Source organism: Micromonospora citrea (assembly GCF_900090315.1).
GTDB classification, from domain to species: domain Bacteria; phylum Actinomycetota; class Actinomycetes; order Mycobacteriales; family Micromonosporaceae; genus Micromonospora; species Micromonospora citrea.
In genome coordinates, this window is sequence record NZ_FMHZ01000002.1 from 5,082,381 (window position 1) to 5,105,736 (window position 23,356).

The 23,356-nt window shown below is 73.3% G+C and carries 20 protein-coding genes and 2 tRNA genes; 11 read left to right on the forward strand and 11 right to left on the reverse strand.

Annotated features, from left to right (window positions below; genetic code table 11):
* Positions 1 to 68 precede the first annotated feature (68 nt).
* A complete protein-coding gene (locus GA0070606_RS23315) occupies positions 69 to 2,174 on the forward strand; it encodes a ThuA domain-containing protein (protein ID WP_091104227.1) in 2,106 nt (701 codons plus the stop codon).
* Between the two features lie 309 nt (positions 2,175 to 2,483).
* A complete protein-coding gene (locus GA0070606_RS23320; protein ID WP_091104229.1) occupies positions 2,484 to 3,491 on the forward strand; it encodes a sugar phosphate isomerase/epimerase family protein in 1,008 nt (335 codons plus the stop codon).
* 77 nt (positions 3,492 to 3,568) lie between these two features.
* On the opposite strand, the gene GA0070606_RS23325 is transcribed toward GA0070606_RS23320, so the two are convergent.
* Positions 3,569 to 3,973: a hypothetical protein gene (locus tag GA0070606_RS23325; protein WP_091104231.1), complete on the reverse strand. Its 405-nt coding sequence runs from the start codon at positions 3,971 to 3,973 to the stop codon at positions 3,569 to 3,571.
* Between the two features lie 271 nt (positions 3,974 to 4,244).
* Between GA0070606_RS23325 and GA0070606_RS23330 the strand changes: the two genes are divergently transcribed.
* The 7 genes from GA0070606_RS23330 (at position 4,245) to GA0070606_RS23360 (ending at position 9,750) form a co-directional block, all read left to right on the forward strand.
* A tRNA-Asn gene (locus GA0070606_RS23330) sits at positions 4,245 to 4,317 on the forward strand.
* A gap of 175 nt (positions 4,318 to 4,492) precedes the next feature.
* A complete protein-coding gene (locus GA0070606_RS23335; RefSeq protein WP_091104233.1) occupies positions 4,493 to 6,613 on the forward strand; it encodes an MMPL family transporter in 2,121 nt (706 codons plus the stop codon).
* Entirely contained in the window at positions 6,603 to 7,844 is a 1,242-nt protein-coding gene (locus tag GA0070606_RS23340) for an NAD(P)/FAD-dependent oxidoreductase (RefSeq protein ID WP_091104236.1), read from the forward strand. The genes GA0070606_RS23335 and GA0070606_RS23340 overlap by 11 nt, the downstream gene beginning before the upstream one ends.
* A 158-nt stretch (positions 7,845 to 8,002) precedes the next feature.
* Positions 8,003 to 8,076, forward strand: a tRNA-Ile gene (locus GA0070606_RS23345).
* 214 nt (positions 8,077 to 8,290) lie between these two features.
* Positions 8,291 to 8,590 carry a hypothetical protein gene (locus tag GA0070606_RS23350; protein WP_141721773.1) on the forward strand — a complete coding sequence of 100 codons (300 nt, stop codon included), beginning with the start codon at positions 8,291 to 8,293 and terminating at the stop codon, positions 8,588 to 8,590.
* Complete coding sequence (locus GA0070606_RS23355) at positions 8,587 to 9,117, forward strand: DUF6036 family nucleotidyltransferase (RefSeq protein ID WP_141721775.1); 531 nt, start codon at positions 8,587 to 8,589, stop codon at positions 9,115 to 9,117. The genes GA0070606_RS23350 and GA0070606_RS23355 overlap by 4 nt, the downstream gene beginning before the upstream one ends.
* A gap of 276 nt (positions 9,118 to 9,393) precedes the next feature.
* Positions 9,394 to 9,750 carry a hypothetical protein gene (locus GA0070606_RS23360; protein WP_141721777.1) on the forward strand — a complete coding sequence of 119 codons (357 nt, stop codon included), beginning with the start codon at positions 9,394 to 9,396 and terminating at the stop codon, positions 9,748 to 9,750.
* 299 nt (positions 9,751 to 10,049) lie between these two features.
* On the opposite strand, the gene GA0070606_RS23365 is transcribed toward GA0070606_RS23360, so the two are convergent.
* The 5 genes from GA0070606_RS23365 to GA0070606_RS23385 form a co-directional block, all read right to left on the reverse strand.
* A complete protein-coding gene (locus tag GA0070606_RS23365) occupies positions 10,050 to 10,412 on the reverse strand; it encodes a VOC family protein (protein ID WP_091104245.1) in 363 nt (120 codons plus the stop codon).
* A gap of 267 nt (positions 10,413 to 10,679) precedes the next feature.
* Positions 10,680 to 11,834, reverse strand: a complete 1,155-nt coding sequence (locus tag GA0070606_RS23370; protein WP_091104248.1) for a WD40 repeat domain-containing protein — start codon at positions 11,832 to 11,834, stop codon at positions 10,680 to 10,682.
* Between the two features lie 156 nt (positions 11,835 to 11,990).
* Positions 11,991 to 12,962, reverse strand: a complete 972-nt coding sequence (locus GA0070606_RS23375; RefSeq protein ID WP_218106039.1) for a hypothetical protein — start codon at positions 12,960 to 12,962, stop codon at positions 11,991 to 11,993.
* Positions 12,959 to 14,326 carry a hypothetical protein gene (locus tag GA0070606_RS23380; RefSeq protein WP_245724778.1) on the reverse strand — a complete coding sequence of 456 codons (1,368 nt, stop codon included), beginning with the start codon at positions 14,324 to 14,326 and terminating at the stop codon, positions 12,959 to 12,961. The genes GA0070606_RS23375 and GA0070606_RS23380 overlap by 4 nt, the downstream gene beginning before the upstream one ends.
* Entirely contained in the window at positions 14,308 to 14,613 is a 306-nt protein-coding gene (locus GA0070606_RS23385) for a DUF6403 family protein (protein WP_091104251.1), read from the reverse strand. The genes GA0070606_RS23380 and GA0070606_RS23385 overlap by 19 nt, the downstream gene beginning before the upstream one ends.
* A gap of 313 nt (positions 14,614 to 14,926) precedes the next feature.
* Between GA0070606_RS23385 and GA0070606_RS23390 the strand changes: the two genes are divergently transcribed.
* Positions 14,927 to 15,721: a class I SAM-dependent methyltransferase gene (locus GA0070606_RS23390; RefSeq protein WP_091104253.1), complete on the forward strand. Its 795-nt coding sequence runs from the start codon at positions 14,927 to 14,929 to the stop codon at positions 15,719 to 15,721.
* A gap of 130 nt (positions 15,722 to 15,851) precedes the next feature.
* Positions 15,852 to 16,661, forward strand: a complete 810-nt coding sequence (locus tag GA0070606_RS23395; RefSeq protein ID WP_091104257.1) for a hypothetical protein — start codon at positions 15,852 to 15,854, stop codon at positions 16,659 to 16,661.
* Between the two features lie 45 nt (positions 16,662 to 16,706).
* Here the strand turns inward: GA0070606_RS23395 and GA0070606_RS23400 are convergent, their stop codons facing one another.
* The 5 genes from GA0070606_RS23400 to GA0070606_RS23420 all read right to left on the reverse strand — a co-directional run bounded on the left by GA0070606_RS23400 (position 16,707) and on the right by GA0070606_RS23420 (position 23,330).
* The gene (locus GA0070606_RS23400; RefSeq protein WP_091104259.1) at positions 16,707 to 19,070 is read right to left on the reverse strand and encodes a DUF4153 domain-containing protein; all 2,364 of its coding nucleotides are present in this window, start codon (positions 19,068 to 19,070) and stop codon (positions 16,707 to 16,709) included.
* 123 nt (positions 19,071 to 19,193) lie between these two features.
* Positions 19,194 to 20,453: a hypothetical protein gene (locus GA0070606_RS23405; RefSeq protein ID WP_141721779.1), complete on the reverse strand. Its 1,260-nt coding sequence runs from the start codon at positions 20,451 to 20,453 to the stop codon at positions 19,194 to 19,196.
* Positions 20,450 to 21,541 (reverse strand): HesA/MoeB/ThiF family protein, encoded by a 1,092-nt coding sequence (locus GA0070606_RS23410; protein WP_176737396.1) that lies wholly within the window; start codon positions 21,539 to 21,541, stop codon positions 20,450 to 20,452. The genes GA0070606_RS23405 and GA0070606_RS23410 overlap by 4 nt, the downstream gene beginning before the upstream one ends.
* A 482-nt stretch (positions 21,542 to 22,023) precedes the next feature.
* Complete coding sequence (locus GA0070606_RS23415; RefSeq protein WP_091104267.1) at positions 22,024 to 23,061, reverse strand: hypothetical protein; 1,038 nt, start codon at positions 23,059 to 23,061, stop codon at positions 22,024 to 22,026.
* Positions 23,061 to 23,330, reverse strand: coding sequence for a hypothetical protein (locus GA0070606_RS23420; protein ID WP_091104269.1), 270 nt, complete (start codon positions 23,328 to 23,330; stop codon positions 23,061 to 23,063). The genes GA0070606_RS23415 and GA0070606_RS23420 overlap by 1 nt, the downstream gene beginning before the upstream one ends.
* Positions 23,331 to 23,356: the final 26 nt, after the last annotated feature.

The following is a 23,356-nucleotide window of genomic DNA, read 5'->3' on the forward strand; positions in this document are numbered from 1 at the left end:
GGGGAGGGGCCGCCGTGCTCCTCCCCGCCCCGGTAGGCCCTCGACAGCCCCGGCAATTGGAGAGCGACATGCGCAGACTCCTCCGACCCCTCCTCGGCGCGGCCACCGCCGTCCTCGCCGTCCTCGCCTGCACCACCCCGGCCACCCCGGCCAGCGCCGCCGACGCCCCGTACGACGTGCTGGTCTTCTCCAAGACGGCCGGCTTCCGGCACGACTCCATCGCGGTCGGCACCCAGGCGATCCGCGACCTCGGCGCGGCCAACAACTTCACCGTCACCGCCACCGAGGACGCCGCCCAGTTCACGACCGCCAACCTGTCCCGCTTCGAGGCGGTGGTCTTCCTCAACACCACCGGCGACGTGCTCGACGGCACGCAGCAGAGCGCCTTCGAGTCGTACATCGGCGCGGGCGGCGGGTACGTCGGCGTGCACGCCGCCGCCGACACCGAGTACGGCTGGTCCTTCTACGGCAACCTGGTCGGGGCGTACTTCGCCTCGCACCCGCACATCCAGCAGGCGAACGTGAAGGCGGAGAACCGGGCGCACGCGGCGACCGCGCACCTGCCGCAGACCTGGACCCGCACCGACGAGTGGTACAACTACCAGACCAACGCCCGCTCCACGGCCCGGGTGCTGGCCACCCTGGACGAGTCCTCCTACTCGGGCGGCTCGATGGGTGCCGACCACCCGCACTCCTGGTGCAAGACCTACAGCGGCGGCCGGTCCTTCTACACCGGCGGCGGGCACACCCAGGCGTCGTACGCCGAGCCGGCCTTCCGCGCCCACCTGCTCGGCGGCATCCGGTACGCGGCCGGCCGGGCCAAGGCCGACTGCCGGCCCGAGACCGGATACACGCCGCTCTACAACGGCTCCACCACCGGCTGGTCCCAGGCCGGGCCGGGCAGCTTCAGCAACGCCGACGCCACCCTCACCTCGGTCGGCGGGATGGGCCTGTACTGGTACAGCGCGAAGCAGTTCACCAACTACTCGCTGAAGCTGGACTGGCGGCTCGCCGGTGACGACAACTCCGGCGTCTTCATCGGCTTCCCGGCCTCCAGCGACCCCTGGTCGGCGGTCAACAACGGCTACGAGGTGCAGATCGACGCCACCGACGCCGCCGACCGCACGACCGGCGCCGTCTACACCTTCAAGTCCGCCGACATCGCCGCCCGGGACGCGGCGCTGAACCCGCCGGGGGAGTGGAACACCTACGAGCTGCTGGTCGAGGGCGAGCGCCTCCAGGTCTTCCTGAACGGCATGAAGATCAACGACTTCACCAACACCGACCCGGTCCGCTCGCTCGCCGGCCACATCGGGCTCCAGAACCACGGCACCGGCGACGACGCCTCGTTCCGCAACATCCGGATCAGGGAACTGGGTGTCAACCCGCCGGGCGGGAACACCGTCCAGGCCGAGGCGTTCAGCTCGGCCTCCGGGGTCTCGCCGTTCACCAAGGCCGGCGCGAACGGCGGGCAGACCCTCGGGCACATCGACCCGGGCGACTGGGCCGCGTACGCCGGGCTCGACCTGACCGGCACGACGTCGCTGCGGGCGCGGGTGGTCTCCGGCGGGCCGGGCGGCACCCTCCAGGTGCGTACCGGCTCCGCGACCGGCACCGTGCTCGGCTCGGTCGCCGTGCCGAACACGGGGAGCTGGACCACCTTCGCCGACGTCACGGCCGCCCTCTCCGGGGTGCCGTCCGGCACCGGCACGCTCTACCTGACCTTCACCGGCTCGGGCACGGGGCTCTTCGACGTGGACGACTTCACCCTGGTCAGGTCCGGCGGCAGCGGCGGCGTCGGCCCGATCCGGGGTCTGGGCGGCAAGTGCCTGGACGTGCGCAACGCGGCCACGGCCGACGGCACGCAGATCCAGATCTACGGCTGCAACGGCTCCGCCGCGCAGACGTGGACGGTGACGCCGAACTCGACGGTGAAGGCGCTGGGCAAGTGCCTGGACGTCTCGGGCGGCGCGTCGGCGGACGGGACGAAGATCCAGTTGTGGACGTGCAACGGCACGGGTGCGCAGAACTGGTCGGCCCAGGCGGACGGGACGCTGAAGAACCCGCAGTCGGGCAAGTGCCTGGACGTCTCGGGCAACAACCCGGCCGACGGTCAGGCCGTGCACCTGTGGACCTGCCACACCGGCGCCAACCAGAAGTGGACCCTGCCCTGATCCGCTGACCCTCCCGTTCCTCCCCGCGATCCCGCGGTCCGTCCCCGGCACGGTGTGCGCACCGGGGACGGACAGCCGCGGCATCGCGGGGAGGGCGGGGGGTTTCGTGGAGGGCCCGGCGGTTCTAGAGTGGGGGCGGCGACCGTGGCGGTTGCCGGTGACCGGCGGGAGGCGCAACCCGGCGGGTCCAGGTGCGCACCCGCACCCACCGGTGCCCCGCCGTGGCCCGCCGCCGCACCGGCCCGGCCGGTCACCCTCGCCCCGGTCACGCACCCACGGAATCCCCCATCACCCCAGGGGAGAAGCACCATGGCGCGACCCATCACGCTCTTCACCGGCCAGTGGGCCGACCTTCCGTTCGACGAGGTCTGCCGGCTCGCCTCCGAGTGGGGCTACGACGGGCTGGAGATCGCCTGCTGGGGCGACCACTTCGAGGTCGACAGGGCACTCGTGGACGACTCGTACGTCGAGCGGAAGCGCGAGACCCTGGCGAAGCACAACCTGAAGGTCTTCGCGATCTCCAACCACCTGGTCGGCCAGGCCGTCTGCGACCACCCGATCGACGAGCGGCACCAGGGCATCCTGCCGGCCAGGATCTGGGGCGACGGCGAGCCCGAGGGCGTACGCCGCCGGGCCGCCGAGGAGATGAAGGACACCGCCCGGGCGGCGGCGAAGCTCGGCGTCGACACCGTCGTCGGCTTCACCGGCTCGTCGATCTGGCACACGCTGGCGATGTTCCCGCCGGTGCCGCCGTCGATGATCGAGCGTGGCTACCAGGACTTCGCCGACCGGTGGAACCCGATCCTCGACGTCTTCGACGAGACGGGGGTGCGCTTCGCCCACGAGGTGCACCCGAGCGAGATCGCGTACGACTACTGGACGACGAAGCGGGCGTTGGAGGCGGTCGGGCACCGGCCCGCGTTCGGGCTGAACTGGGATCCGTCGCACTTCGTCTGGCAGGAGCTGGACCCGGTGAACTTCATCTTCGACTTCGCCGACCGGATCTACCACGTCGACTGCAAGGACGCGAAGGTGCGTACGGGGGACGGGCGGCGGGGCCGGCTCGCCTCGCACCTGCCGTGGGCGGACATGCGGCGCGGCTGGGACTTCGTCTCCACCGGCCACGGCGACGTGCCCTGGGAGGACTGCTTCCGGGCGTTGAACGCGATCGGCTACGCCGGCCCGATCTCGATCGAGTGGGAGGACGCCGGCATGGACCGCCTCGTCGGCGCCCCGGAGGCCCTGAAGTTCGTCCGCGGGCTCGCCTTCGACGCCCCGGCCGCCGCGTTCGACGCCGCGTTCAGCAGCCGGGACTGAGCCGGGCCGTCGCACCTGCCCGTACGCACACGAGCGGGTCGGTCACCGGATGGCGACCGACCCGCTCGGAGGTGCGATCAGAGAGTGCTGCCGTTGGTGCCCGAGCTGGACGGCTTGCTGCGGGGCGTGGTGGTGGCCGACGTCGACGCGGAGGTCGAGCCGGTGCCGGACGAGCCGGAGCCCGCCTTCGCCCCCACCGTGGCCGGCGTTCCGGCGAACGCGTCGTCGGCGGCGGTGAGCTCCTGCTTGCTGCCGTTGCTGCTCAGCTTCTCGCCCAGCTTCGACTGGCCGAGCTTGTCCTTGCCCTCGCTGTAGAGGCGGGTCGCCTGGGCCTGCGCGACACCGGCCGCCTCCTGGACGGTCGGGTGGTCGAGCACCTTGCGGCCCCGGATCACCAGCTCCTCGTACTTCTCCCGACCGGCACGGGCGCCCAGGACGAATCCCGCAGCCAGCCCGCCAAGAAACATGATCTTTCCGCGCATGGCGGCTCCTTCCGTACCTGACGCGCCGTCGTCCGGCGGTTACCCCGCCGGAGGCGACCAAATCGCGCCTGTCTCCTCTGTCCGCAGCTAACTACCCATCCTGCTCTCCGCTCATACCTCCTTGTGCCCGGATGACGATTTGTCTGGTTTATTGTCGTGTCGGCGGGGCACGGAGGGCGGGGGGTAACCCCCTGGACCAACACCCCCCGGAATCCTGTACTCTTGTCCCCGTCGCACGGCGCGGAGAGATCCGCACCGCACGGCACAGCGGTCCCCCGTAGCTCAATTGGCAGAGCAGCCGGCTGTTAACCGGCAGGTTTTTGGTTCGAGTCCAAACGGGGGAGCTTCCACACCGAACGCCCGTCGGCCCTGCCGGCGGGCGTTCGTCGTAGGCGCCCCCTCCGTCCTCCCGGCGGCCGGGTTTCGGCCACCCCGAGCGCTCTCGCCCGGCAGGATGGGCGGTGTCGACCTAGGCTCCATCTGCGTCGATCGGTGCGTCGATTCTTGGAGTGGGTGCGGATGCCCGGAAGAGGTGGCCACGGCAAAATCACGCTCGCCGCCGTGGCGGTCGTGCTCGCGTGGCTGATCGTCGGGGCGGTCGCCGGGCCGTTCTCCGGCCGGCTCGGCGAGGTCGCGACCAACGACAACGCCTCGTTCCTGCCCGCCGACGCCGAGGCGACCCGGGCGCAGGAACTGGCCGGGCGCTTCGTCGACCGGGAGACCACCCCGGCCCTGGTGGTCTACGAGCGCGCCTCCGGCATCACCGAGGCCGACACCCGACGGGCCGCCGCCGACGCCGCCCGGTTCGCCGAGGTGCCCGGCGTCGTCGGCCCCCTGCCGCCGCCGATCCCCAGCGAGGACGGGCAGGCGCTCCAGGTGGTGGTGCCGATCGACGACGCCGGCGGCGAACGGATCGGCACGGTCGTCGAGGAACTGCGCGACATCGCCGGCGGCGACCGCGACGGGCTCACCGTCGACGTGGCCGGACCCGCCGGCCTGCTCGCCGACCTGATCGAGGTCTTCTCCGCCATCGACGGCACCCTGCTGGTCGTCACGCTCTGTGTGGTGCTGGTCATCCTGCTCGTCGTCTACCGCAGCCCGATCCTGTGGCTCTTCCCGCTGCTCGCCGCCGGGATGTCCTTCGCGCTCGCCGCCGTCTTCGTGTACCTGCTCGCCGACGCCGACGTCATCAAGCTCAACGGGCAGGCCCAGGGCATCCTCACCGTGCTCGTCTTCGGCGCGGGCACCGACTACGCGCTGCTGCTCGTCGCGCGCTACCGCGAGGAGCTGCACCGGCACGAGCGCCCCTGGGACGCGATGCGCACCGCCTGGAAGGGCGCCGCGCCGGCGATCGTCGCCTCCGGCGGCACCGTGATCGTCAGCCTGCTCTGCCTGCTGCTGTCCAGCCTCAACTCCAACCGCGCGCTCGGCCCCGTCGCCGCCATCGGCATCGCCGCCACCCTGCTGGTCATGCTGACCTTCCTGCCCGCCCTGCTGGTGCTGGGCGGGCGGTGGGCGTTCTGGCCGCGCCGGCCCCGGCCCGACCAGGCCGACCCGCGCGTCGAGCACGGCCTCTGGAGCCGGATCGCCGGCTTCGTCGCCCGCCGGGCCCGGCCCGTCTGGGTGCTCACCACCCTCGCGCTGGCCGCGCTCGCGCTGGGCGTGACCCAGCTCGGCGCCACCACCCTCGGCCAGACCGACCTGTTCACCGAGCGCACCGACTCCGTCGCCGGCCAGGAGGTCGTCGCCCGGCACTATCCCGCCGGCACCGGCAGCCCGGCCACCATCTTCACCAGGCAGGAGACCGCGCGGCAGGTCGCCGAGGTCGCCCAGGGCGTGCCGGGGGTGGCCGCCGTACGGCCGGTCACCGGCGAGCGAACCGGCCCGCCCGACCCGAACGCGCCGCCGAAGGTCGTCGACGGCACGGTGCAACTGGAGGCGACGCTCGCCGACCCGCCCGACTCCGACGGCGCCGAGCGAGCCATCCGCGACCTGCGGGCGGCGGTGCACGCCGTACCCGGCTCCGACGCCGTGGTCGGCGGCTTCACGGCGATCAACGTGGACACGTCCGACGCCTCGACGCGGGACCGGAACGTGATCATCCCGGTCGTGCTGCTGGTGATCGCGATCATCCTGGCCCTGCTGCTGCGGGCGCTGCTGGCGCCGCTCCTGCTGATCGCGACCGTGCTGCTGAGCTTCGCCGCCACCCTCGGCCTCTGCGCGTTGATCTTCCGGTACGTCTTCGACTTCCCCGGCGTGGACGCCTCGTTCCCGCTGTTCGCCTTCGTCTTCCTGGTCGCCCTCGGCATCGACTACAACATCTTCCTGATGAGCCGGGTCCGCGAGGAGTCCGCCCGGCGGGGCACCCGGGCCGGCGTGCTGACCGGGCTCGCCGTCACCGGCGGCGTGATCACCTCCGCCGGCATCGTGCTCGCCGCGACGTTCTCCGCGCTCGCCGTACTGCCGTTGGTGGTGCTGGTCGAGCTGGGCGTCGCGGTCGCGGTCGGGGTGCTGCTCGACACCGTCGTCGTCCGCTCGCTGCTGGTGCCCGCGCTGTCGTACGACATCGGTCCGAAGGTCTGGTGGCCGGGCCGGCTGTCCCGGACGAACGGTGAGCGGGAGGCGCGACATGCTCGCTGAGACCGACGTGGTCGTGGTCGGTGGCGGCCTGGCCGGCCTGGCGGCGGCCCGGCGGCTGCACCGCGCCGGGGTGCCGTGGCGGCTGCTGGAGGCCGGCGGCCGGCTCGGCGGCCGGGTCGCCACCGACGCGGTCGACGGATACCTGCTGGACCGGGGCTTCCAGGTGCTCAACACCGCCTACCCCCGGCTCGGCACCCTGCTCGACGTCGACCGGCTGCGGCTGGGCCACTTCACCGCCGGCGTGCTGGTGCGCAGGGGCGACCGCCTCGACCGCCTGGTCAACCCGCTGCGCGAGCCCACCGGCGCGCCCGGCACCGCGCTGGCCGGCGTCGGCTCGCTGCTCGACCGGCTGCGCTTCGCCGCCCTCGCCACCGGCTGCGCCACCCTGCCGAAGGCGCGGCTGCTCGCCGCGCCGGAGACCACCACCCAGACCGCCCTGCGCCGCGCCGGCCTCTCCGACGCGATCATCGAGGAGTTGCTGCGGCCGTTCCTCTCCGGCGTCTTCGTCGAACGGGAGCTGGAGACCTCCAGTCACGTGCTGGCGATGGTGCTGCGGTCGTTCGCCCGCGGCCGGATCGGCCTGCCCGCCGAGGGGATGGCCGCACTGCCCCGCGCCGTCGCCGAGCCGCTCCCGGCCGAACTGATCGACCTGGACAGCCCTGTCTCGGCGGTGTCGCCCGGCCGGGTCCGCACCCAGGCCGGCGACATCCGCTGCCGCGCCGTCGTGGTCGCCGTCGACCCGCCGGCGGCGACCGCGCTGCTGCCGACCCTGCCGGCGGTACGCACCCACAGCTACACGACGTACTACCACAGCGCGCCGGAGGCGCCGCTCGACGAGCCGATCCTGCTGGTCGACGGCGACCGGCGGGAGATCCTCGCCAACACCGTGGTGGTCAGCCGGGCCGCGCCCACGTACGCGCCGGCCGGGCGGCACCTGGTCGCCACCTCCGTCGTCGGCCCGTCGGCCCCGCCCGAGCCCACGGTGCGGGCGGAGCTGACCCGGCTCTACGGACGGTCCACGGCGGACTGGACCCACCTGACCACGGTGTCGATTCCCGACGCGCTGCCCGCCGCGCCGCCGCCGCAGGGACGGCTGCGCAAGCCGGTGGCGCTGGGGGAGGGCCTCTTCGTGGCCGGCGACCACCGCGACAGCCCATCCATCCAGGGCGCGCTGGCCAGCGGCTGGCGCGCCGCCGGGGCGGTCCTGTCGGCGCTGCGTACCGGCTCCTGACGGCGGCGACCGGACGGGTGCGGGCCGACGCGGGCCGGCTGCTCGCTGTTATCCTCGCGTTGCCCATCGTGCTGCCGCGCCGACGACGCCGATGAGCGACGGTGCCGGTTCGTGCTGGCCGGTGATCCACCGGGCGGGATAAGATCCGGCGCGGTGCCGGGGCGGTAGCTCAGCCGGTTAGAGCAGGGGACTCATAATCCCTCGGTCGCGGGTTCGAGTCCCGCCCGCCCCACCTTCTTGATCTTCCATGCGAATGAGTTGGCCGCGGTGCGTCGTGGCGCTCTGCGTGGCTGCCCGACGCGGGACTGTGGCCGGCCACGGATCCGCCGCCCGAATGTACTAGCGTCGAGGGAATGAGGAATCGCGCCGCCCGGTACGAGCCACTGACGGTGGCGCGCCTAGGGGCTCTGCTCGTCGGATCAGACGAGCCGCGACGGTGGCGGTTGGTGGCGGAGTTCCTTGAGGAGTACCGCTGGGAACCAGCCGAGATGCGCGCCGGTCTACTGGACCAGGAACCAACGTCTACCGGCGACGAGCGCTGGGACGTATTCCTCGCGGCACTGACGGAACACCTGGCAGCCAAGGACGGGCGGGGTGCGCCGGCGTGGGTCGAGGCCCGGTCGCTCCGGCGGTTCTGGTTCCCCTTCAACACCCGTGCCGCCCGTGTCGACGCGGTGGTACACGCGCCAGCAGCGTTCCGTCGTCGGGGCGTGTACGTGTCGGTGCAGGAGTTGAATGTCGCGTGAGCATCAATGATCCATTGCTGGACCGCTCGGCGATCGAGGATGCCTTCCGCCGCCTCGGGGACCGGCTGGCGAGGCGAGGTGTGGTCGCAGACCTCTACATCTTCGGTGGGGCGGCGATGGCTCTGGCCTACGACGCCCGACGGGCTACTCGGGACATCGGGGCGGTGTTCCAACCGCATGGCATCGTGCTCGACGAGGCTCGTGCGGTAGCGGACGAACTCGGCCTGCCGCACTGGTGGCTCAACGAGCAGGCGAGTGCTTATGTCGCTCCGGGAGGCGATGCGACGGCTCCGCGCGTCTTCGACCACCCCGGCCTGCGGGTGGCGGCGGCGTCTCCGGAGCATCTGCTGACCATGAAGGTCCTTGCCGCACGGCGGCGGGACGCCGAGGACATCCGCTTCCTGGTCGACCACCTCGGGTTGACCAGCGCGGAGCAGGTCCTCGCCCTGTGTGCGGAAGTCTTCCCGGAGGAGGAGGTCCCAGGCCGGGCGAGACTCGTGCTCGACGACGTCTTTGACGACTCGTAGACCCGTCATCGGGCTCTCAACGCGGTAGGAAAACTGTGCAAACGCAGCGGCAGCGGCTCACCGGCGATCGTGGCGGTGTGGTTCGTGCGGTGGCACCTCGGCCCACCACGGAAACGCCCCGGTCACGCATGGTGCCGGCGATTTGGACGCACCGCGTGAGGGTCCGGACCGACTCCGTCAGTCCGCACCGGGTCCGCGGCAGCACGGTTCGCTGCCTGGTCGAGACGGTACAAGCGGGCGGCCAGTGGGCTGGTGGACCGGGCCTACCATGAGCCGATGATCGAGCAACGACGGCGACGCGTTCCTGTGCCGGTTGCCGCCGCCTCGGTGATTCTGGTCGTGGCGGCCGCGCTCGCGGTGGCGATGATGTCTTCAGGTGGTCCGTCCATTGCCACCGGGTTGATAGGGGTGCTTCTTCTCCTGGCGTTGGCCTACGGCCTGTGGCGTGGTAGCGGGCGGGCCCGGTTCTGGACAACCGTTCTCGCGACCGTCGGCGTTGTGCACGGCGTCGTCACGATCAGGGCTGACACGTTCGGGCTGTTGCAGATCGTTGGTGCGTCAGTCCTGGTCGGCCTGTTGCTGGTGCCCGCATCGTCCCGGCGGTGGTTTGACGGCTTGCCGGCGGGGGAGTAGCGCCCGCCGCCAGTTGGGCGTGCGGTCGGCCTCTGGTCCACAAGAGGTCGACGGACGGTGGGGGAGCGGTGTGCGGTGTCGAGAGACGTTTCCGCTGCCGGGACCCCGTTCGCGCAGGTCGTCCGGGTTGATCCCCGGGTTGCGGGTACGAGTCCCGCCCCGCCCATCGTGGCCGCTCACGTATGAAGGCCGCCGCTCGCCTGTCGACCGGCGTTCGAGGCCGAGGTTCTGGTGAACCTGCGGGCGAGGTGTGCGAAGGCGTCGGTCAGTTGGGCGGGACCGACGACTTCCGAGGTGCCCTAGCCGGCGGCTTTCCTCAAGTCGGAGACGATGTTCACACTGTTGCCTTCGGTGTCCATGAACGTCGCGAAGACCATGGCGATGGCCGGGATCTCAGTACGATGAACGATCGTTCTTCCGCCGGCCTCCGTGATCTTCCGGAGGGCTTCGTCGAGGTCGTCGACGCGGATCACCAGTCGAGGATGGTGCAGTTCCTCGGTGCGCTGCGCGATCTCGCCGTTGATGGCGCCTGGCTGCGCCACGTTCGCGTACGCCGCATCCCGGCTCCAGCCGAAGGCCTCCTTGTAGAAGCTCCAGGCTCGCTCGACGTCGTCCGCTGGGAGTTGAAACCAGGTCACCATGTTGGACGGAATCTCGGTCACTCGATCCTCCTGTTTTGTGCTCGCGACCTTCGGCAGACCCGACCGGCGGCGACACATGCAGACGTAGCTAGTCGAAGTGCGCCGGAGATTACCGGCGGGGTCCGACAGGCGGCCGCCAGACAAGGCCCTCTGGTCTCCCAGCCTGATGCCAACGGCCGCCCCGCCAGCGCGGAATGCCTGGCCAGTTGGTCTGCCTATGCCCACGGCACTGCGCGGGTCCGGGCGTCGGTACCCGACGACTTCCGCAACCGTCGGAAGTCCTGCTGCTCAGTGCGCCCGGGCGGCCAGGTCCCAGACCCTGACCGTCCGGTCGTCGCCTGCGCTCACGGCCACGGGACGGCCGCGCAGGGTGCCGGTCACCACCTTGCGCACCGAATCGCGATGGCCGGTCAGCGGAGCGCCGAGCGCCCGCCCGTCGGACAGGTCCCAGACGCGCACGCTTCCGTCGGCTCCGCCGGTGACGACGACCGGGCGGTCATCGACGACGGCGGTCGCCAACGCGGTGATCGAACCCTCGTGCCCGACGAACGGGTCCCGGACCGGCTCGATCTCCTCGTCCGGCTCATCGAGGTCGTCAGGCAGGCCCGCCCGGGCCCGCGTCAGCCCCTCGCGGGCAGGCTCACCATCCGTGCCGGCGGGGCGGGGCGACGGGAGCGTCCAGACCAGGACGCTCCCGGAATCCGTCAGTGCCACGACCGCCAAGCCGCCGCCCTGCCGGGCGAGGGCGACGGCACGGATCCGCTCGTCGTCGGCGTCCTCGTCGTAGTCGTCGATGTCCTCGTCCTCGTCGACGTGTTCGTCCCCGCCGTCGGTGTACAGCGAGGCCCATCGCTCGCGCGAATCCACGTCCCACAGCGTGACGTCCTCGCGAGTGCCGGCCACGACCAGCGAGCGGCCCTCGAAACTGCCCGTGCCGAGGGCGTCCACGGTGGACTCGGGCAGCTCGACAGGGGACGGCCCCCCGAGCGGCTCCCACATCGTGATGCCGTCCCGGTGCACTCCGCTGCACGAAACGAACCGCGCCGGACCGTCCCCACCGCCCAGGGCCGCAACGGCCGCGACGTAGGGGGCGTCGAAGGACGTCCCGCTGATCAGCTCGCCGGCGCCGACATCCCAGAACGCGACGCCCTGCTCGTCGCCGCCGGCCGCCAACACCACCCGCCCGTCGGAGACGGCCAACGCCAACGAGTCCAACTCGTTCCCGGCGTCCGGATATTGCGCCGCCTGCGGATCCGCGGCGCAGGCGAACGGCAACACCAGGTTGCGCCAGACGTTCCGCGCCGGCTCCCAGACCCACACCCCGTCGCGGCCCCAACGGGACACGCCGACCACGGTCAGCGCGCCATCCACCTCGACCGCCGCGATGTCCCCGATTCCACCACCGGGCATCTCATCACTGACAAACAGGGCTGAATTGATCATCGTGAGAATCTAGCGCGTTCAGTGTGCTCTTCGGGGGGCACCTACCGGGCCGGCGTCCGGCGCCGATGCTCCGGGAGCACGTGCGGCACCCGCGACAAGATGGCTCGACATCAGTCCGGCGCACAGCCCGAACGCCCGGCGGCGCGTGGCGGACCGTCAGTCGGCGGAGGGCGCGGCGCGCCCGCTCCGACCGGACCGGGCACGCGGGCGGCTCTGGGCGAGCGTTAGCGCGCGCCGGTTCAGCGACTCGACGCGCCCGGTCAACTCGCGTACCCCGGCCTCGTCGGCACCGTCGACGGCGGCGAGGCGGTCGAGCACGGCGGTGTAGTCGGTGGTCAGTTTCAGGTAGTTCCGGGCGAACTTCGAATCGCTGCCGCCGCGGCGGGCCGCGTGGGCGTACCGCTGGTCCAGGTCGATGATCTGCTGGGCCAGGACGGCGGCGGCGGCGCCCAGCGCGCTGCGGGCGTCGGCGTGCTCGTCGCGCCGGTGGCGCCGGGCGGCGGCGAGCCGGCCGGCGCGGCGCCCGCCGACCCAGAGCGTGGCCGCGCCGGCGACGACGGCCAGGACCGCCGCGGCCGCGAGCATGAACCGGGGCAGCGACGGGCTGATCGTACGGGCGCCGTCGGGCACGGTGCCGGCCTTCACCAGCAGGTCGTAGTTGACGGTGACGACCTTCAGCGCCTCCAGGGGACGGTCGGCGAAGATGTCGACGCCCCGACTGACGGTCGTCTCCGCGACCACGGCCCGGCCGAAGTTGTCGTCGTCGCGGTCGGGGAGCAGCGCGCAGCCGTAGGTGTCGTACTCGTCGTTGTCGCGGCTCATCACCAGCACGAGGGTTCCGTCGGCGGCGTGCTCGACCTGGCGGCAGGCGTCCCGCAGGTCGGCGCCCGGCTCCAGCAGGACCACGACCAGCCGGCGGTTGCCGATGATCCGCTGCGCGGCGGCCCGGTCCAGGTCGACGCCGGGCGCCACGTACACAGACGAGGTGCGGACCTCGCGGGCGATCGGGCCGTCCAGCGCCCCGCCGGTCCACAGCGCCCAGCCGGCCAGGACCGTGCAGGCCAGGACCGCGAGGCCGAAGGGCGTGCCGACCAGGCCACCGAGCCATCGACGTACGGACGGTGTCACGACAGCCTGCCCCGCAGGTAGAGGTCCGGACGGTAACTGGGGATGCCCAGGGTGCGGGCGGTGTCGTCCAGTTCGGTGGCGGCCTCGGCCAGCAGCGTACGCACGTGCCGGTCGGGCAGCCCCTCGTCGAGCGCCGCGCGGGCGGCCCCCAGCTTGACGATGCCCCGGGCCAGGGCCGGGTTGCCGCGCGCGTCGGTCAGCAGGGACACCTCGACGGCCAGCGCGGTGAGCCCGGCCAGCCGGGCCGGCGTGCCGCCCCGCCGGACGCCCGCCGCGCCGTCGGCCCGGCGCAGCGAACGGACCGACAGGACCAGGAACGTCGCCACGCAGCCCGCGAAGATCCACGGCAGGGCGGGCAGCGCCACCCGCAGCGGATCGACCGGCCGGTACGGCAGCTCGCGGTCGAACAGGCCCGCGTAGCGCAGGTCGGTCACCCGGTTCAGCCAGGCCGCCAGCACGTTGCCCTGCGGGTAGTCGTACCGGCTGAGGCGGGCGGCCACCTGACCGTAGAAGCTCGCCCCGGCCAGCTCCGCGAAGTCCGCCGCCGCCGGGCCGTGGTATTCGATCCAGAGGCCGTACATCACCACGATCGGCGTGTCCGGGAAGAGCCCGGTCAGCGCGGGCCCGTACCGGGGGAGCGGCTGGCCGTACGGCTGCGCGGGCAGCGCCACCACCCTGACCCCGTCCGGGAAGGCGTTCCGCGCGGCCTCGCCGGGAACGCCGGTCAGGGTGGCGCCCGGCCCGACGTGCACGCCCGTGGCCCGCAGGTCGGCGGCGACGGCGGCCAGCTCCCGGTCGGTGGGCTCGCGCCACCGCAGCTCGTCGCGGTCGGGCGGGGCGGGCGCGTCCCGCAGCCCGGCGATCAGCCCCACCAGCAGGTCCGTCACGTCACCGGTGGCGAACTGGGCCCGCCAGCCCGGCAGGGTGTCGGCCAGGGACCGGTAGAGCCCGCCGCTGACCTCGGTGCCGATGACCCGGATGGTGGCGTTCTCCACGTCCCGGACCCGGTCGCGCTCTTCCTCGTCGAGGCCGGGCGGCGCGACCAGGATGCGGACCGGCCGGTCGCCGGCGGCCTCCCGGACCCGTTGCTCGTTCCAGCGCGCCACGGAGCCGGGGAGCCGCACCACGGGCTCGGCGTCCACCATCGCGGTCATCTCGGCCACCGACGGCACGCTCGCCTCGCTCAGCTCGCCCGCCGACCCCTCCTCGATCGTGGCGGCGGACGACGGCGACCGGCCGTAGCTGACGTCGACGCTCTGCCGCTGGGCGAGCAGGAAGACCACCAGGACGACCACGGCGAGGCCGAGCAGCGCCCAGCGCAGCAGCTCGTACCACCGGCGGCCGGTCATCGGCGTGTCCGCCACAGCAGGTCCGCCTCCTTCGCGTATCCCGCCGCCGCTCTGGCCGCCGTCGCCCCGCCGCCCTCGGCGGCGATCGACTCGGCGCGGGCCAGCAACTGCTCGGCCTCGGGCACCCGGACGGCCGCCGCGTCCCGGCTGACGGCCGCGCTGTCGATCGCCGCCCGGGCGGTGGACCAGGCGAGCAGGCGCTCCTGCCCCCGGGCCCGCAACCGGGGCAGCAGGGTCGTGGCGAATCCGGCTCCCACCAGCAGCACGCCGCCGACCAGCCAGATCGGGAGGGTGTCGGGCATGTGCTCCAGCCGTCTGGTCAGGGGCGCGGGACTGCGCCGCGGGGGGAGTCGGGGCGGGGTGTGGGCTCCGGCCGAGTCTGGCTGATCGAGTCAACGCGATCCGCGCCACCCCCGCCACGTCCTTCCCGCCGCCCACCGCTCACCGCCCACCGTCGTCCACCGCCCGTCGCCGTCCGCCGCCCACCGCCGTCCGCCGCCCACCGCCCACCGCCGTTCACCGCCGCCCACCGCCGCTCGTCGCCGGCCGTGCGCCGTCGCGCCGAGCGGTCCGCGCCGGGCCGCCCGGCGTGCGGGTCCGCCGTATGGTGTGCGAATGGCGCATCCGGTCTGGGCCGACGGCGCGGCCTACGAGGCGTACGTCGGCCGGTGGAGCCGCCCGGTCGCGGCGGCGTTCCTGCGCTGGCTGGCCGTACCGCCTGGGCGCCGGTGGCTCGACGTGGGCTGCGGGACGGGCGCGCTGACGTCGACGGTGCTGGCGCTGGCGGAGCCGGCGCGCGTCGTGGGCGTCGACCGGTCCGAGGGTTTCGTGGCCCACGCCCGGGCCCGGGTCGGCGACGCACGCGCGGCCTTCCACGTCGGCGACGCCCGGTCGCTGCCGCTGCCCGACCGCGCCGTCGACGCTGTCGTCAGCGGCCTGGCGGTCAACTTCGTGCCGGACCCGGCGCGGGCCGTGGCCGAGTTCGCGCGGGTCGCGCGGCCGGCCGGCGTGGTGGCGGCCTACGTCTGGGACTACACCGACGGCATGGCGATGATGCGCCACTTCTGGGACGCCGCCGCGGCGCTCGACCCGGCGTTGGCCGACCTGGACGAGGGCCGCCGGTTCCCGCTCTGCGAGCCGGAGGCGCTGCGCGCGCTGTGGGTCGGCGCGGGCCTGGAGGCGGTGTCCGTCCGGTCTGTCGACGTGCCGACGGTGTTCGCGGACTTCGCCGACTACTGGACGCCGTTCCTCGGCGGGCAGGGAGCCGCCCCGGCCTACGTCACCTCCCTGGCCGAGCCGGACCGGGCCCGCCTGCGCGACCTGCTGGCCGCCCGCCTGCCGGTCCAGCCGGACGGCTCGATCCGGCTCACCGCCCGGGCGTGGGCGGTCCGGGGATCCGTGCCGCGCTGACCGCCCCGCATCCACGACTGACGTCGATCCGCCTGTCCGCTTGGGGACTGAGCGGTCTTCGCGGTCGGTGTCCTCGGCCAGCCTGGTCCGTGACGCCGGGCGTCCGCGCGTCGTGGAGATCGGAGGACCGATGAAGACGCATCCCCGATGGCGGTCGACCGGCGGGCGGCTGGTCGTGGCGCTCGTCGTCGCGCTGGCCGCCACCCTGCTGCCCGCCGCGCCCGCGCTCGCGCTGCCCTCCGGCAGCGGCTGGTCGGGCTCGTGGAGCTACTACCATCCCACCGCCTACCAGTACGCCGGCACGCTGCCAGGGGTGCGGCTGACCGGCTACGCGACCGACAACGCCGGCACCGCCACCACGGTCGGCACCATCGAGGACACCGCCGACGACGGCCGGTGCGCCCGCGTCATGCTGTACGCCACCGGCGTCGGCTACGTCGCCGACCGGACCACCTGCGGCAACGGCAGCTACCTGACCTATTCCACCGGCAGCTTCAGCCAGGGGCTGCTGGTGATCGTCTATCGGATGGTGCCGGGCACGAACACCCAGGACAAGGGCTTCGCGATGTTCGTCCCCGGCTCGTCCGCCGACCCTGAGCTGCGGACCGTGGGCACCGGCGCGAGCTGGTCGTACTACACGTCGACGGCGTTCCAGTACACGGTGACCCGCCCCGGCGTGCGGTTGGTCGGCTACGGCGTCCACCAGTACACGGACGAGCGTTCCTCGCTGAACACGGTGGAGAAGACCGCCGGCACGGTCGGCTGCGCCACGGCCAAGGTCACCGGCGGCGTGACCACCAGCGGCGGCACCTGCGTCAACGGCGGCAGCACCTCGTTCTCCCGGTTCGACCTGACGAACAACCTGGAGGCGTCCGCCTGCTACCAGCCGGTCCCCGGCACCCGGCGCTGCGTGGCGGTCAACATCCCCGAGCCCTGGTGACCCGACGGCCCGACGCCCCCGGCCGGTCGGGGGCGTCGGGATCCGTCAGCGGCGGGTCTTCGGCAGGTCGAGCCGGTCGGCGGCCACGCAGTCGCGTCGGCCGCCGACCGCGCCCGGCCCGGCCCGGTCGAGCGCCTCGCGTGCCCGGACCCGGCCCAGGTTCCAGGCGTACCAGGGGTCCGGCTCGTCGAGGTCGTCGGCGATCCAGCTCAACGCGCAGCGGCGCGCCGGGTCGGGCAGGCCCGTGAGGGCCGGCGTCGCGTCGGCCGAGAGCGCCCGCAGGTACCAGGCGTCGATCTTCCCCGTCTGCTCGTAGCGGGCGATGTTGCGGCGCGCCGCGTAGTCCTCGGGGTTGAGCACGGCCAGGCTCAGCAGCATCGCCACGGCGAGCGCCACGGTCAGCCGGGGGATCCAGGCTCCCCGCCACCGGATCCCGGCCACCAGGATCATCAGGAAGACGGTGCCGAGCAGCAGCTCGAACGCCATCACGAAGAGCCGTTCCCCGGTGAAGCTGTAGGCCTTCTGGTACGTGTACATCCGGGACAGCGCCGACACCACGATGACGAAGCTGAGCGCGCTGAGCAGGCCGAGCAGGATCCGGAGCAGCTGCCGCTCGACCGGGCGGTCGCGCCGGGCCCAGCGGGCCACCGCGGCGAGCACCGCCAGCGTCAGCATCGTGACGACGACGAGCTGCCAGAAGCCGCTGCGGGCGTACTCGGCGTAGCTGAGGCCGGCGGTGCGCAGCACGTGCCGCTCCCCGCCGAACAGGACGGTGAACTGCACCGCGACGAAGCCGCCGAACAGCAGCGTCAACGCGGTGATGACCGGTGCCCACTCCACGACGCCGAGGCGGCGCCTGCCGGGCCGGTCCACGGTCGACAGGTCGGGCGGCGCGGCCAGCGTGTAGACGGCGGCGATCGCGCTCAGCCCGCCCACGGCGCCGAGGAAGATCCACCGGAACACCGTGCCGGCGTTGACCTCGGGGATGACCTCGTCGAGCACCACGGAGAAGGCCCCGTCGGCGGAGGAGAGGAGCGCACCGAAGACGATCAGCGCGGCCAGCGTGGCCGCCGCCGAGCCGACGACGCGGCGGACCAGGCCCGGGTTCGCCGGGGCGTGCAGGTGGCCGCCCACCCAGGGCAGCCCTCGTAGCGCCGCGAACGGCGCCGCCACCAGGCTGAACAGGATCGAGCGTACGAGCCGGCCACCCACGATCGCGAGGGTCGCGCAGCCGAGGGCGCCGAGGACGCAGAACGTCACCAGCCACCAGGCGTTGCGGAAGGCCAGGACCGCCAGCAGCGCCAACGCGGCCACCGCCCAGCCGGCGCGTACCCACCGCTCGGCGCGCGGCAGGTCGGCGCCGGCCCGGCGGACCGCGAGGACCACCGCGACGGTCAGGGTGAGCCAGCCGAGGAACCAGCCGATGCCGGTGCGGGTCAGCGGCACGAACGCCGCCAGCCCCAGCGCGCCGGCGAGGACGGCGAGCGGCGCGGACCGGTCCCGTGCCGCCGTCGGGCCCGGCCAGCGGGTGGCGAGGAACGACGGCCGCGGCGGCAGCGGCTGGAAGCCGCGGTACGGCATCGGAGGATGGCCCGGCGCGCCCGCCGGGTACGGCGGTGGGTACGGCCCGGCACCCGGCCGCCACGGAGCGGCGACGGTCGTCGCCGCGGTGGCGGGTGCCGACGCGGCGGCGGTGGCCGGCTGCGGCGGTGTGCCGGAGGCGGCCGGTGCGGTGGTCGGTGGTGTGCCGGGGGCGGCGGGCGCGGTGGTCGGTTGTGGCGGCGTGCCGGGCGCGGTGGCGGCGGAGGGCGGCTCGCTGTCGGTGGGGGAGGGCGTCGGGGCTCCGGCCGGGGCCGGCCGCGCCGAGCCGGCGTCGTCGGGCGACGGCTCGCCGGGTGGCGGCGACGCCTGCCCGGTGACCGTGTCGGCGGGGGCCGTCGGGGTCGGGCGGGCCTCCCCGCCTCCCTGCCGAGGCACGGCCGCCGGGCGGACGTCCGGACCCGCCGTCGCCTCGGCCGTGCGGGCGCCCGGGGCCGCCGGTGTCGGCGTCTCGGCCGCCGGGTGCGTGCCCGGGCCAGGCGATGAAGTCGTCCCGGCCGCCGGGTGGGTGTCCGGGCCAGGCGGGGTCGGCGTCCCGGCAGTCGGGCGGGTGCCCGGGTCCGGTGCCGGCGCGGTTGTCGACACCAGCGGGACGAACACGGCGTACCCGGGTGTGCCCGCCGGGATGCTGACCGGGATCGCCCAGGCGGGCACGCCCTCGGGACCGGGCCACGCCATGGTGGGCGGTGCCCCTTCGAGGGGCGGCATGACGAGCAGGTAGGGCGTCGCGGTCCCGGGGTTCTCACCGCCGGGGCTCGGGGGCGCGCCGGCGGGTTCCGGGGATCCCGGCACCGGTGGCGGCTGGGTCACGGGACCCTCCTTGATCGAATGGTCCGCACACTGTACGGCCGATTCCGATCCCCTCGCCGCCCGGTGCACGGTGCGTCATCCGCCCCGCACGGTGAGGTGATGCCGGGCCGGTGCCGTCGGTCGCTAGGCGTCCGGACCGGCGGTGGCGCGGCGCCGCGTGGCCGCCCGCAGCAGGCGCAGGCCGCTGCGGGCCGCGCCACCGAGGGCGAGCGAGGCGGGCAGGAAGACGAAGACCAGCGCCGCCACGCCGGACCAGCCGGCCAGGGTGGTCAGGCCGGGATCTTCGATCGCGCCCACGGCCATTCGGAGAATGCGCAGGGAGCCGGGGATTCCGAAATACGCGAGATATCCGAGCGCGTAGACCAGGCCTGGCACGTACAGGCACACGAATACCTTTGCCCATCGCAGTTCCCGTGCGGTGGCGTCGGCCAGGGTGGTGCGGTCGGCGGCGGTTTCCCGGCGTATCCAACGGCGCAGCAGCGCCCCTTTCAGAACCCACAGGTTCCGGCTGCTCGTGGCGGTCGTGAACAACGCGTACAGGTCGGTCCGCATGAATATCCAGGTCTGGATGAGGATTCCGCTGATCTGCACGAGCACGAGCGTGCGCAGGATCTGCACGGCGTCGGCGTCGAGCCTCGGCGCGAGGAGCGCCTGCGCGATCAGGAACGCCCCCAGGGTCGCGGCGTCCAGCGCCATGCCGGCCAGCAGCGGCCCGAAGCGCTGGCGGCGCGGCACGCTCCACAGCCGGGTCAGGTCGGCCTGGAACACCACGAAGTAGAGCCGCCGGCTGACCGAGAGCGAGCTGCGCAGGCCGAGGCGGGCCGCGGCGGCGACGTGACCGGCCTCGTGCACGAGGATGCAGACGACGGTGACGAGCGAGACGAGCAGCAGGCTGGACAGCGCGGACCGGGTGGGCGTCAGGTCGGTGTAGTGGGGCCGCAGCTCCGGACGGGCGACGAGCAGCAGTACGGCGGCGACGGCCAGCGCCGCGTGGACGGCCCACGCGACCGGGTGGAAGAGGACCCGGCCGACGAGCCGCCAGCCGGCGGCGGCGGTGCCGGCGGACCCGAACGCGCCGGGGGCTCCGGGCGATCCGGCTGCGTCGGCGCCGTCCGTCCCGTCGTCGCCCCCACCCGCCGGCAGCAGGCCGTGCTCGACCAGCGTGTCGACGAAGTCGGCCACGTCCACCGGCTCGCCGGCGAGTTCCTCGGCGCGGGCGGCGCACCGCTCGATGCTCTCGCCCGCCTGCAACCAGCGGATGACGGTCGCGCCGATCTCGGGTACGGCCAGGTATTCCGCCGAGTGCAGGCTGCCGACGATGTGGACGTCGCCGTCGGGCACCACGGTCAGCGCGGCGAAGCGCTCGGCGGTGGGCGCGGTCATCGGTCGCCGCCTGAGGCCCGGCCGCACAGCGCGCAGTCGGGGTGCCGTTCCCAGGCCGTCGCGTCGGTGCGCATGCGGTCGCCGATCTCGATGGTCTGGTAGGTGCCGCCGGCGACCGGCTCCTCCGTCCGGGCGAGGTAGCGCTGCGCCTCCAGGGCGATCAGCCCGGACAGCAGCTGCGCCACCGGGCCGGTGGTGCGGTTGACCGGGTCGGCCTCCAGCCGCAGCCCGCTGCGGACCCACTCGTCCCGGCCGCGAAGGTCGTCGTCGCGGTGCAGCTCCAGGCAGAGCCGGCAGGGCGTGTGCCCGGGCTCGACGGACCAGTAGAACAGGGTGGAGAGCTTGAAGCCCCCCGCGATGAACGGGACGCCGAGGTCGAAGCACGCCTCGTTGGTCATCACCTGGATCCCGACGGGCTGGTCGGCGGCGAGCACGACCAGATCCACGCCGGCGCCGAGCGCGCGGATCGTCGCGGCGTCGGTGACCTCCCGCTCGACGGCCTCGACCACGGTCTGCGGCGAGTACCGCCGGGCCCAGGCCGCCGCCGCCGTGACCTTGGGCTGGCCGACCTCGCCCGCGCCGTAGACGAACTGGCGGGCCAGGTTCTTGGGCTCGACCGCGTCGAAGTCGACGACGCGTACCCGGCCCACGCCCAGCCCCAGCAGCGACTGGAGCACCCCGCCGCCGAGGCCACCCGCGCCGATCACGAGCACGGTCGAGTCGGCGAGCCGGCGGTGCAGGTCGCCGCTGGACCGGCCGAGGTCGGCGTAGAGGTCGTAGAAGCGCAGGTTGCTCTCGTGCCGGCGCAGCGTCTCGGCGTCCGGGTCCGCGTCGGCGTTCTCCAGCAGCCGCAGGTCGTCGAGTGCGGCGATGGCGTCGCGCACGTCCTCGCAGGTGGTCGGGTGGCCGAGGCGGGCGAGTTCCGCCGGCAGGTCGGCCTCCTCGTGGGTGCCCCGGGCCAGGAGCTCGACCAGCGCCCGTACGCCGCCGCCGGGGTCGTCGAGGTGGATCCGTTCGGTCGGCCGCCGGTAGATGACGACCGTGCCGTCGGTGGTGAGTGTGTTCAGGGACTTCAGCCTGGGGCGCACGGCGGTCGGCATCCTTTCCGGGCGGGACTGGTGGGAGGGAGGGGGCCCGGCCCGCCGGAGCAGACCGGGCCACGTGGCGGCTGTCAGGCGCCGCCCTCCAGCTCCGGGTCCGGGTGCGGACGGGTCGCCTCGATACGCTCGACCTTGATCACCTTGATCTTCATTTCTGTACACCCCCACTCTTTTTCTCGTGTCGATTTCACGTGGCCCGCAGGTTATTTGCAGGGCGTCGTGGTGTGCCGAAAACATCTCCCGAACAAAGGTGTCGCCGCAACCATTCGATCGTCTTGGCGACAATGCGCGAAACCGACCGGAAGCCGGGACGGGTCGTTTGTCGGATTCGGGTTCCCGGTCGGTCGGGAAATGTCGCCGAAGGGGCTGTTCCGTCGTGTGCCCCGATTACGCCGCATCGGCGCGGAACGGCAGTTCCGCGGACACGGGCCGCCGCGCCCGCGCCGGCTCCGCCCGCCCGATCGGTCCCGTCAGACGTACGGCCGGGTGGCGTACGCGGCGCGCAGCGCGGCCAGCCCCGTCGACTTCGGCGAGAGCGTGCCCCAGCCGGAGTTGAAGTAGTTGGTCCGCACGATCCGGGGCCCCCGCTCGGCGTTGAGCTGGGCGATGGCGGCCGGCACGGTGGCGATCCAGGCCGCCTGGTCGGGGATCTCGGCCACCCGTACGCCCCACTCGGCGATGATCACCGGCCGGGAGAGCGCGACCGGGCCGAGGTCGGCCACCGCCCAGTCCTTCGTCCGCCGGAACCGGGCCAGGGCGGTGTGCGTGGCGTTGGTGGCGTAGACGTTCCACTGGAGGAAGTCGAGCTTCGCCATCAGCGCCTCCGGGTGGGTGCGCTGGTAGCAGGCCCGGTCGAAGCCGCCCACCCCGACCGAGAAGGTGGTGTCGGCGGGCAACTGCCGGGCCCGGAACCAGTTCACGACGTACGTCATCGCCTGCACCGCCCGGGCGTCCGACTGGGCCCAGGTGTAGGTGACCCCCGACTCGGTGGTGCCGAACTCGTGGTCGGTGTCCAGCTCCGAGGCGAGCTGGATGTTGACCCCGAAGCCCATGGTCCGGTACTGGGACAGGGCGCGGGCGAACAGGCCGTCGCAGTGCCCGGCCATGACCTGGCCGTAGCCGTACGCCCGGGGCCAGGTCGTGCCCGGTCGCTGCTGGATGGTCATCGCGGGCGCCGGGACGGTGTAGGTGACGCCGTCCACGGTGAAGGTCTGCGGCCCGACGGTGGGCGCGCCGTAGTGCTTCAGCTCCAGCACCATGTTGATCCGCACCCCGGCCCGGCCCAGGGTGATGAGCCACGGTCGCTGGTAGCCGGGGAACGTGTAGCCGTCGGCGAAGCTGCGGTACTGCGTCAGCGAGCGGAAGTTGCCGCCGGCCATGTCCGCCGTCGGGTCCGCGCCGCCGGAGAGGTAGTAGCCGCCCAGCACGGGCGGCGCGATCGTGTAGTCGGCGGTGGCGGTGGCGGTGCGCCCGCCGTTGTCGCGGACCGTGACGGTGACCCGGGGCATCACGCCACCGCCCGGTAGACGGCCACCGAGCCGTTGTCCGACACCCTGGTCCAGGTGCGGCCGGAGTCGTCGGTGACGGTGACGGTGAGCGGGTCGATTACTGCGGTGACCGTGACGGGGGCGCTGCTGTTGCCCTGGGCGTCGGTGACCACGATCGTGACGGTCACCGGCTTCGTGTCGGCGTCGCCGTAGGTGACCGTCAGGGTCATCTGGTCGCCGGGGGAGTAGGTCGAGGCGTTCAGGGAGGCGGTCGCGGTGGGAGCGGCCATGGCCGGCTCCTCTCGTGCTCGGTCGC

Coding starts and splice junctions, on each gene's coding strand:
- GA0070606_RS23385 (WP_091104251.1), bottom strand. CDS start 14,613: ATGCCCGACACCCTCCCGATCTGGCTGGTCGGCGGCGTGCTGCTGGTG.
- GA0070606_RS23360 (WP_141721777.1), top strand. CDS start 9,394: ATGATCGAGCAACGACGGCGACGCGTTCCTGTGCCGGTTGCCGCCGCC.
- GA0070606_RS23415 (WP_091104267.1), bottom strand. CDS start 23,061: ATGCCCCGGGTCACCGTCACGGTCCGCGACAACGGCGGGCGCACCGCC.
- GA0070606_RS23325 (WP_091104231.1), bottom strand. CDS start 3,973: ATGCGCGGAAAGATCATGTTTCTTGGCGGGCTGGCTGCGGGATTCGTC.
- GA0070606_RS23340 (WP_091104236.1), top strand. CDS start 6,603: ATGCTCGCTGAGACCGACGTGGTCGTGGTCGGTGGCGGCCTGGCCGGC.
- GA0070606_RS23420 (WP_091104269.1), bottom strand. CDS start 23,330: ATGGCCGCTCCCACCGCGACCGCCTCCCTGAACGCCTCGACCTACTCC.
- GA0070606_RS23315 (WP_091104227.1), top strand. CDS start 69: ATGCGCAGACTCCTCCGACCCCTCCTCGGCGCGGCCACCGCCGTCCTC.
- GA0070606_RS23395 (WP_091104257.1), top strand. CDS start 15,852: ATGAAGACGCATCCCCGATGGCGGTCGACCGGCGGGCGGCTGGTCGTG.
- GA0070606_RS23370 (WP_091104248.1), bottom strand. CDS start 11,834: ATGATCAATTCAGCCCTGTTTGTCAGTGATGAGATGCCCGGTGGTGGA.
- GA0070606_RS23405 (WP_141721779.1), bottom strand. CDS start 20,453: ATGACCGCGCCCACCGCCGAGCGCTTCGCCGCGCTGACCGTGGTGCCC.
- GA0070606_RS23320 (WP_091104229.1), top strand. CDS start 2,484: ATGGCGCGACCCATCACGCTCTTCACCGGCCAGTGGGCCGACCTTCCG.
- GA0070606_RS23335 (WP_091104233.1), top strand. CDS start 4,493: ATGCCCGGAAGAGGTGGCCACGGCAAAATCACGCTCGCCGCCGTGGCG.
- GA0070606_RS23390 (WP_091104253.1), top strand. CDS start 14,927: ATGGCGCATCCGGTCTGGGCCGACGGCGCGGCCTACGAGGCGTACGTC.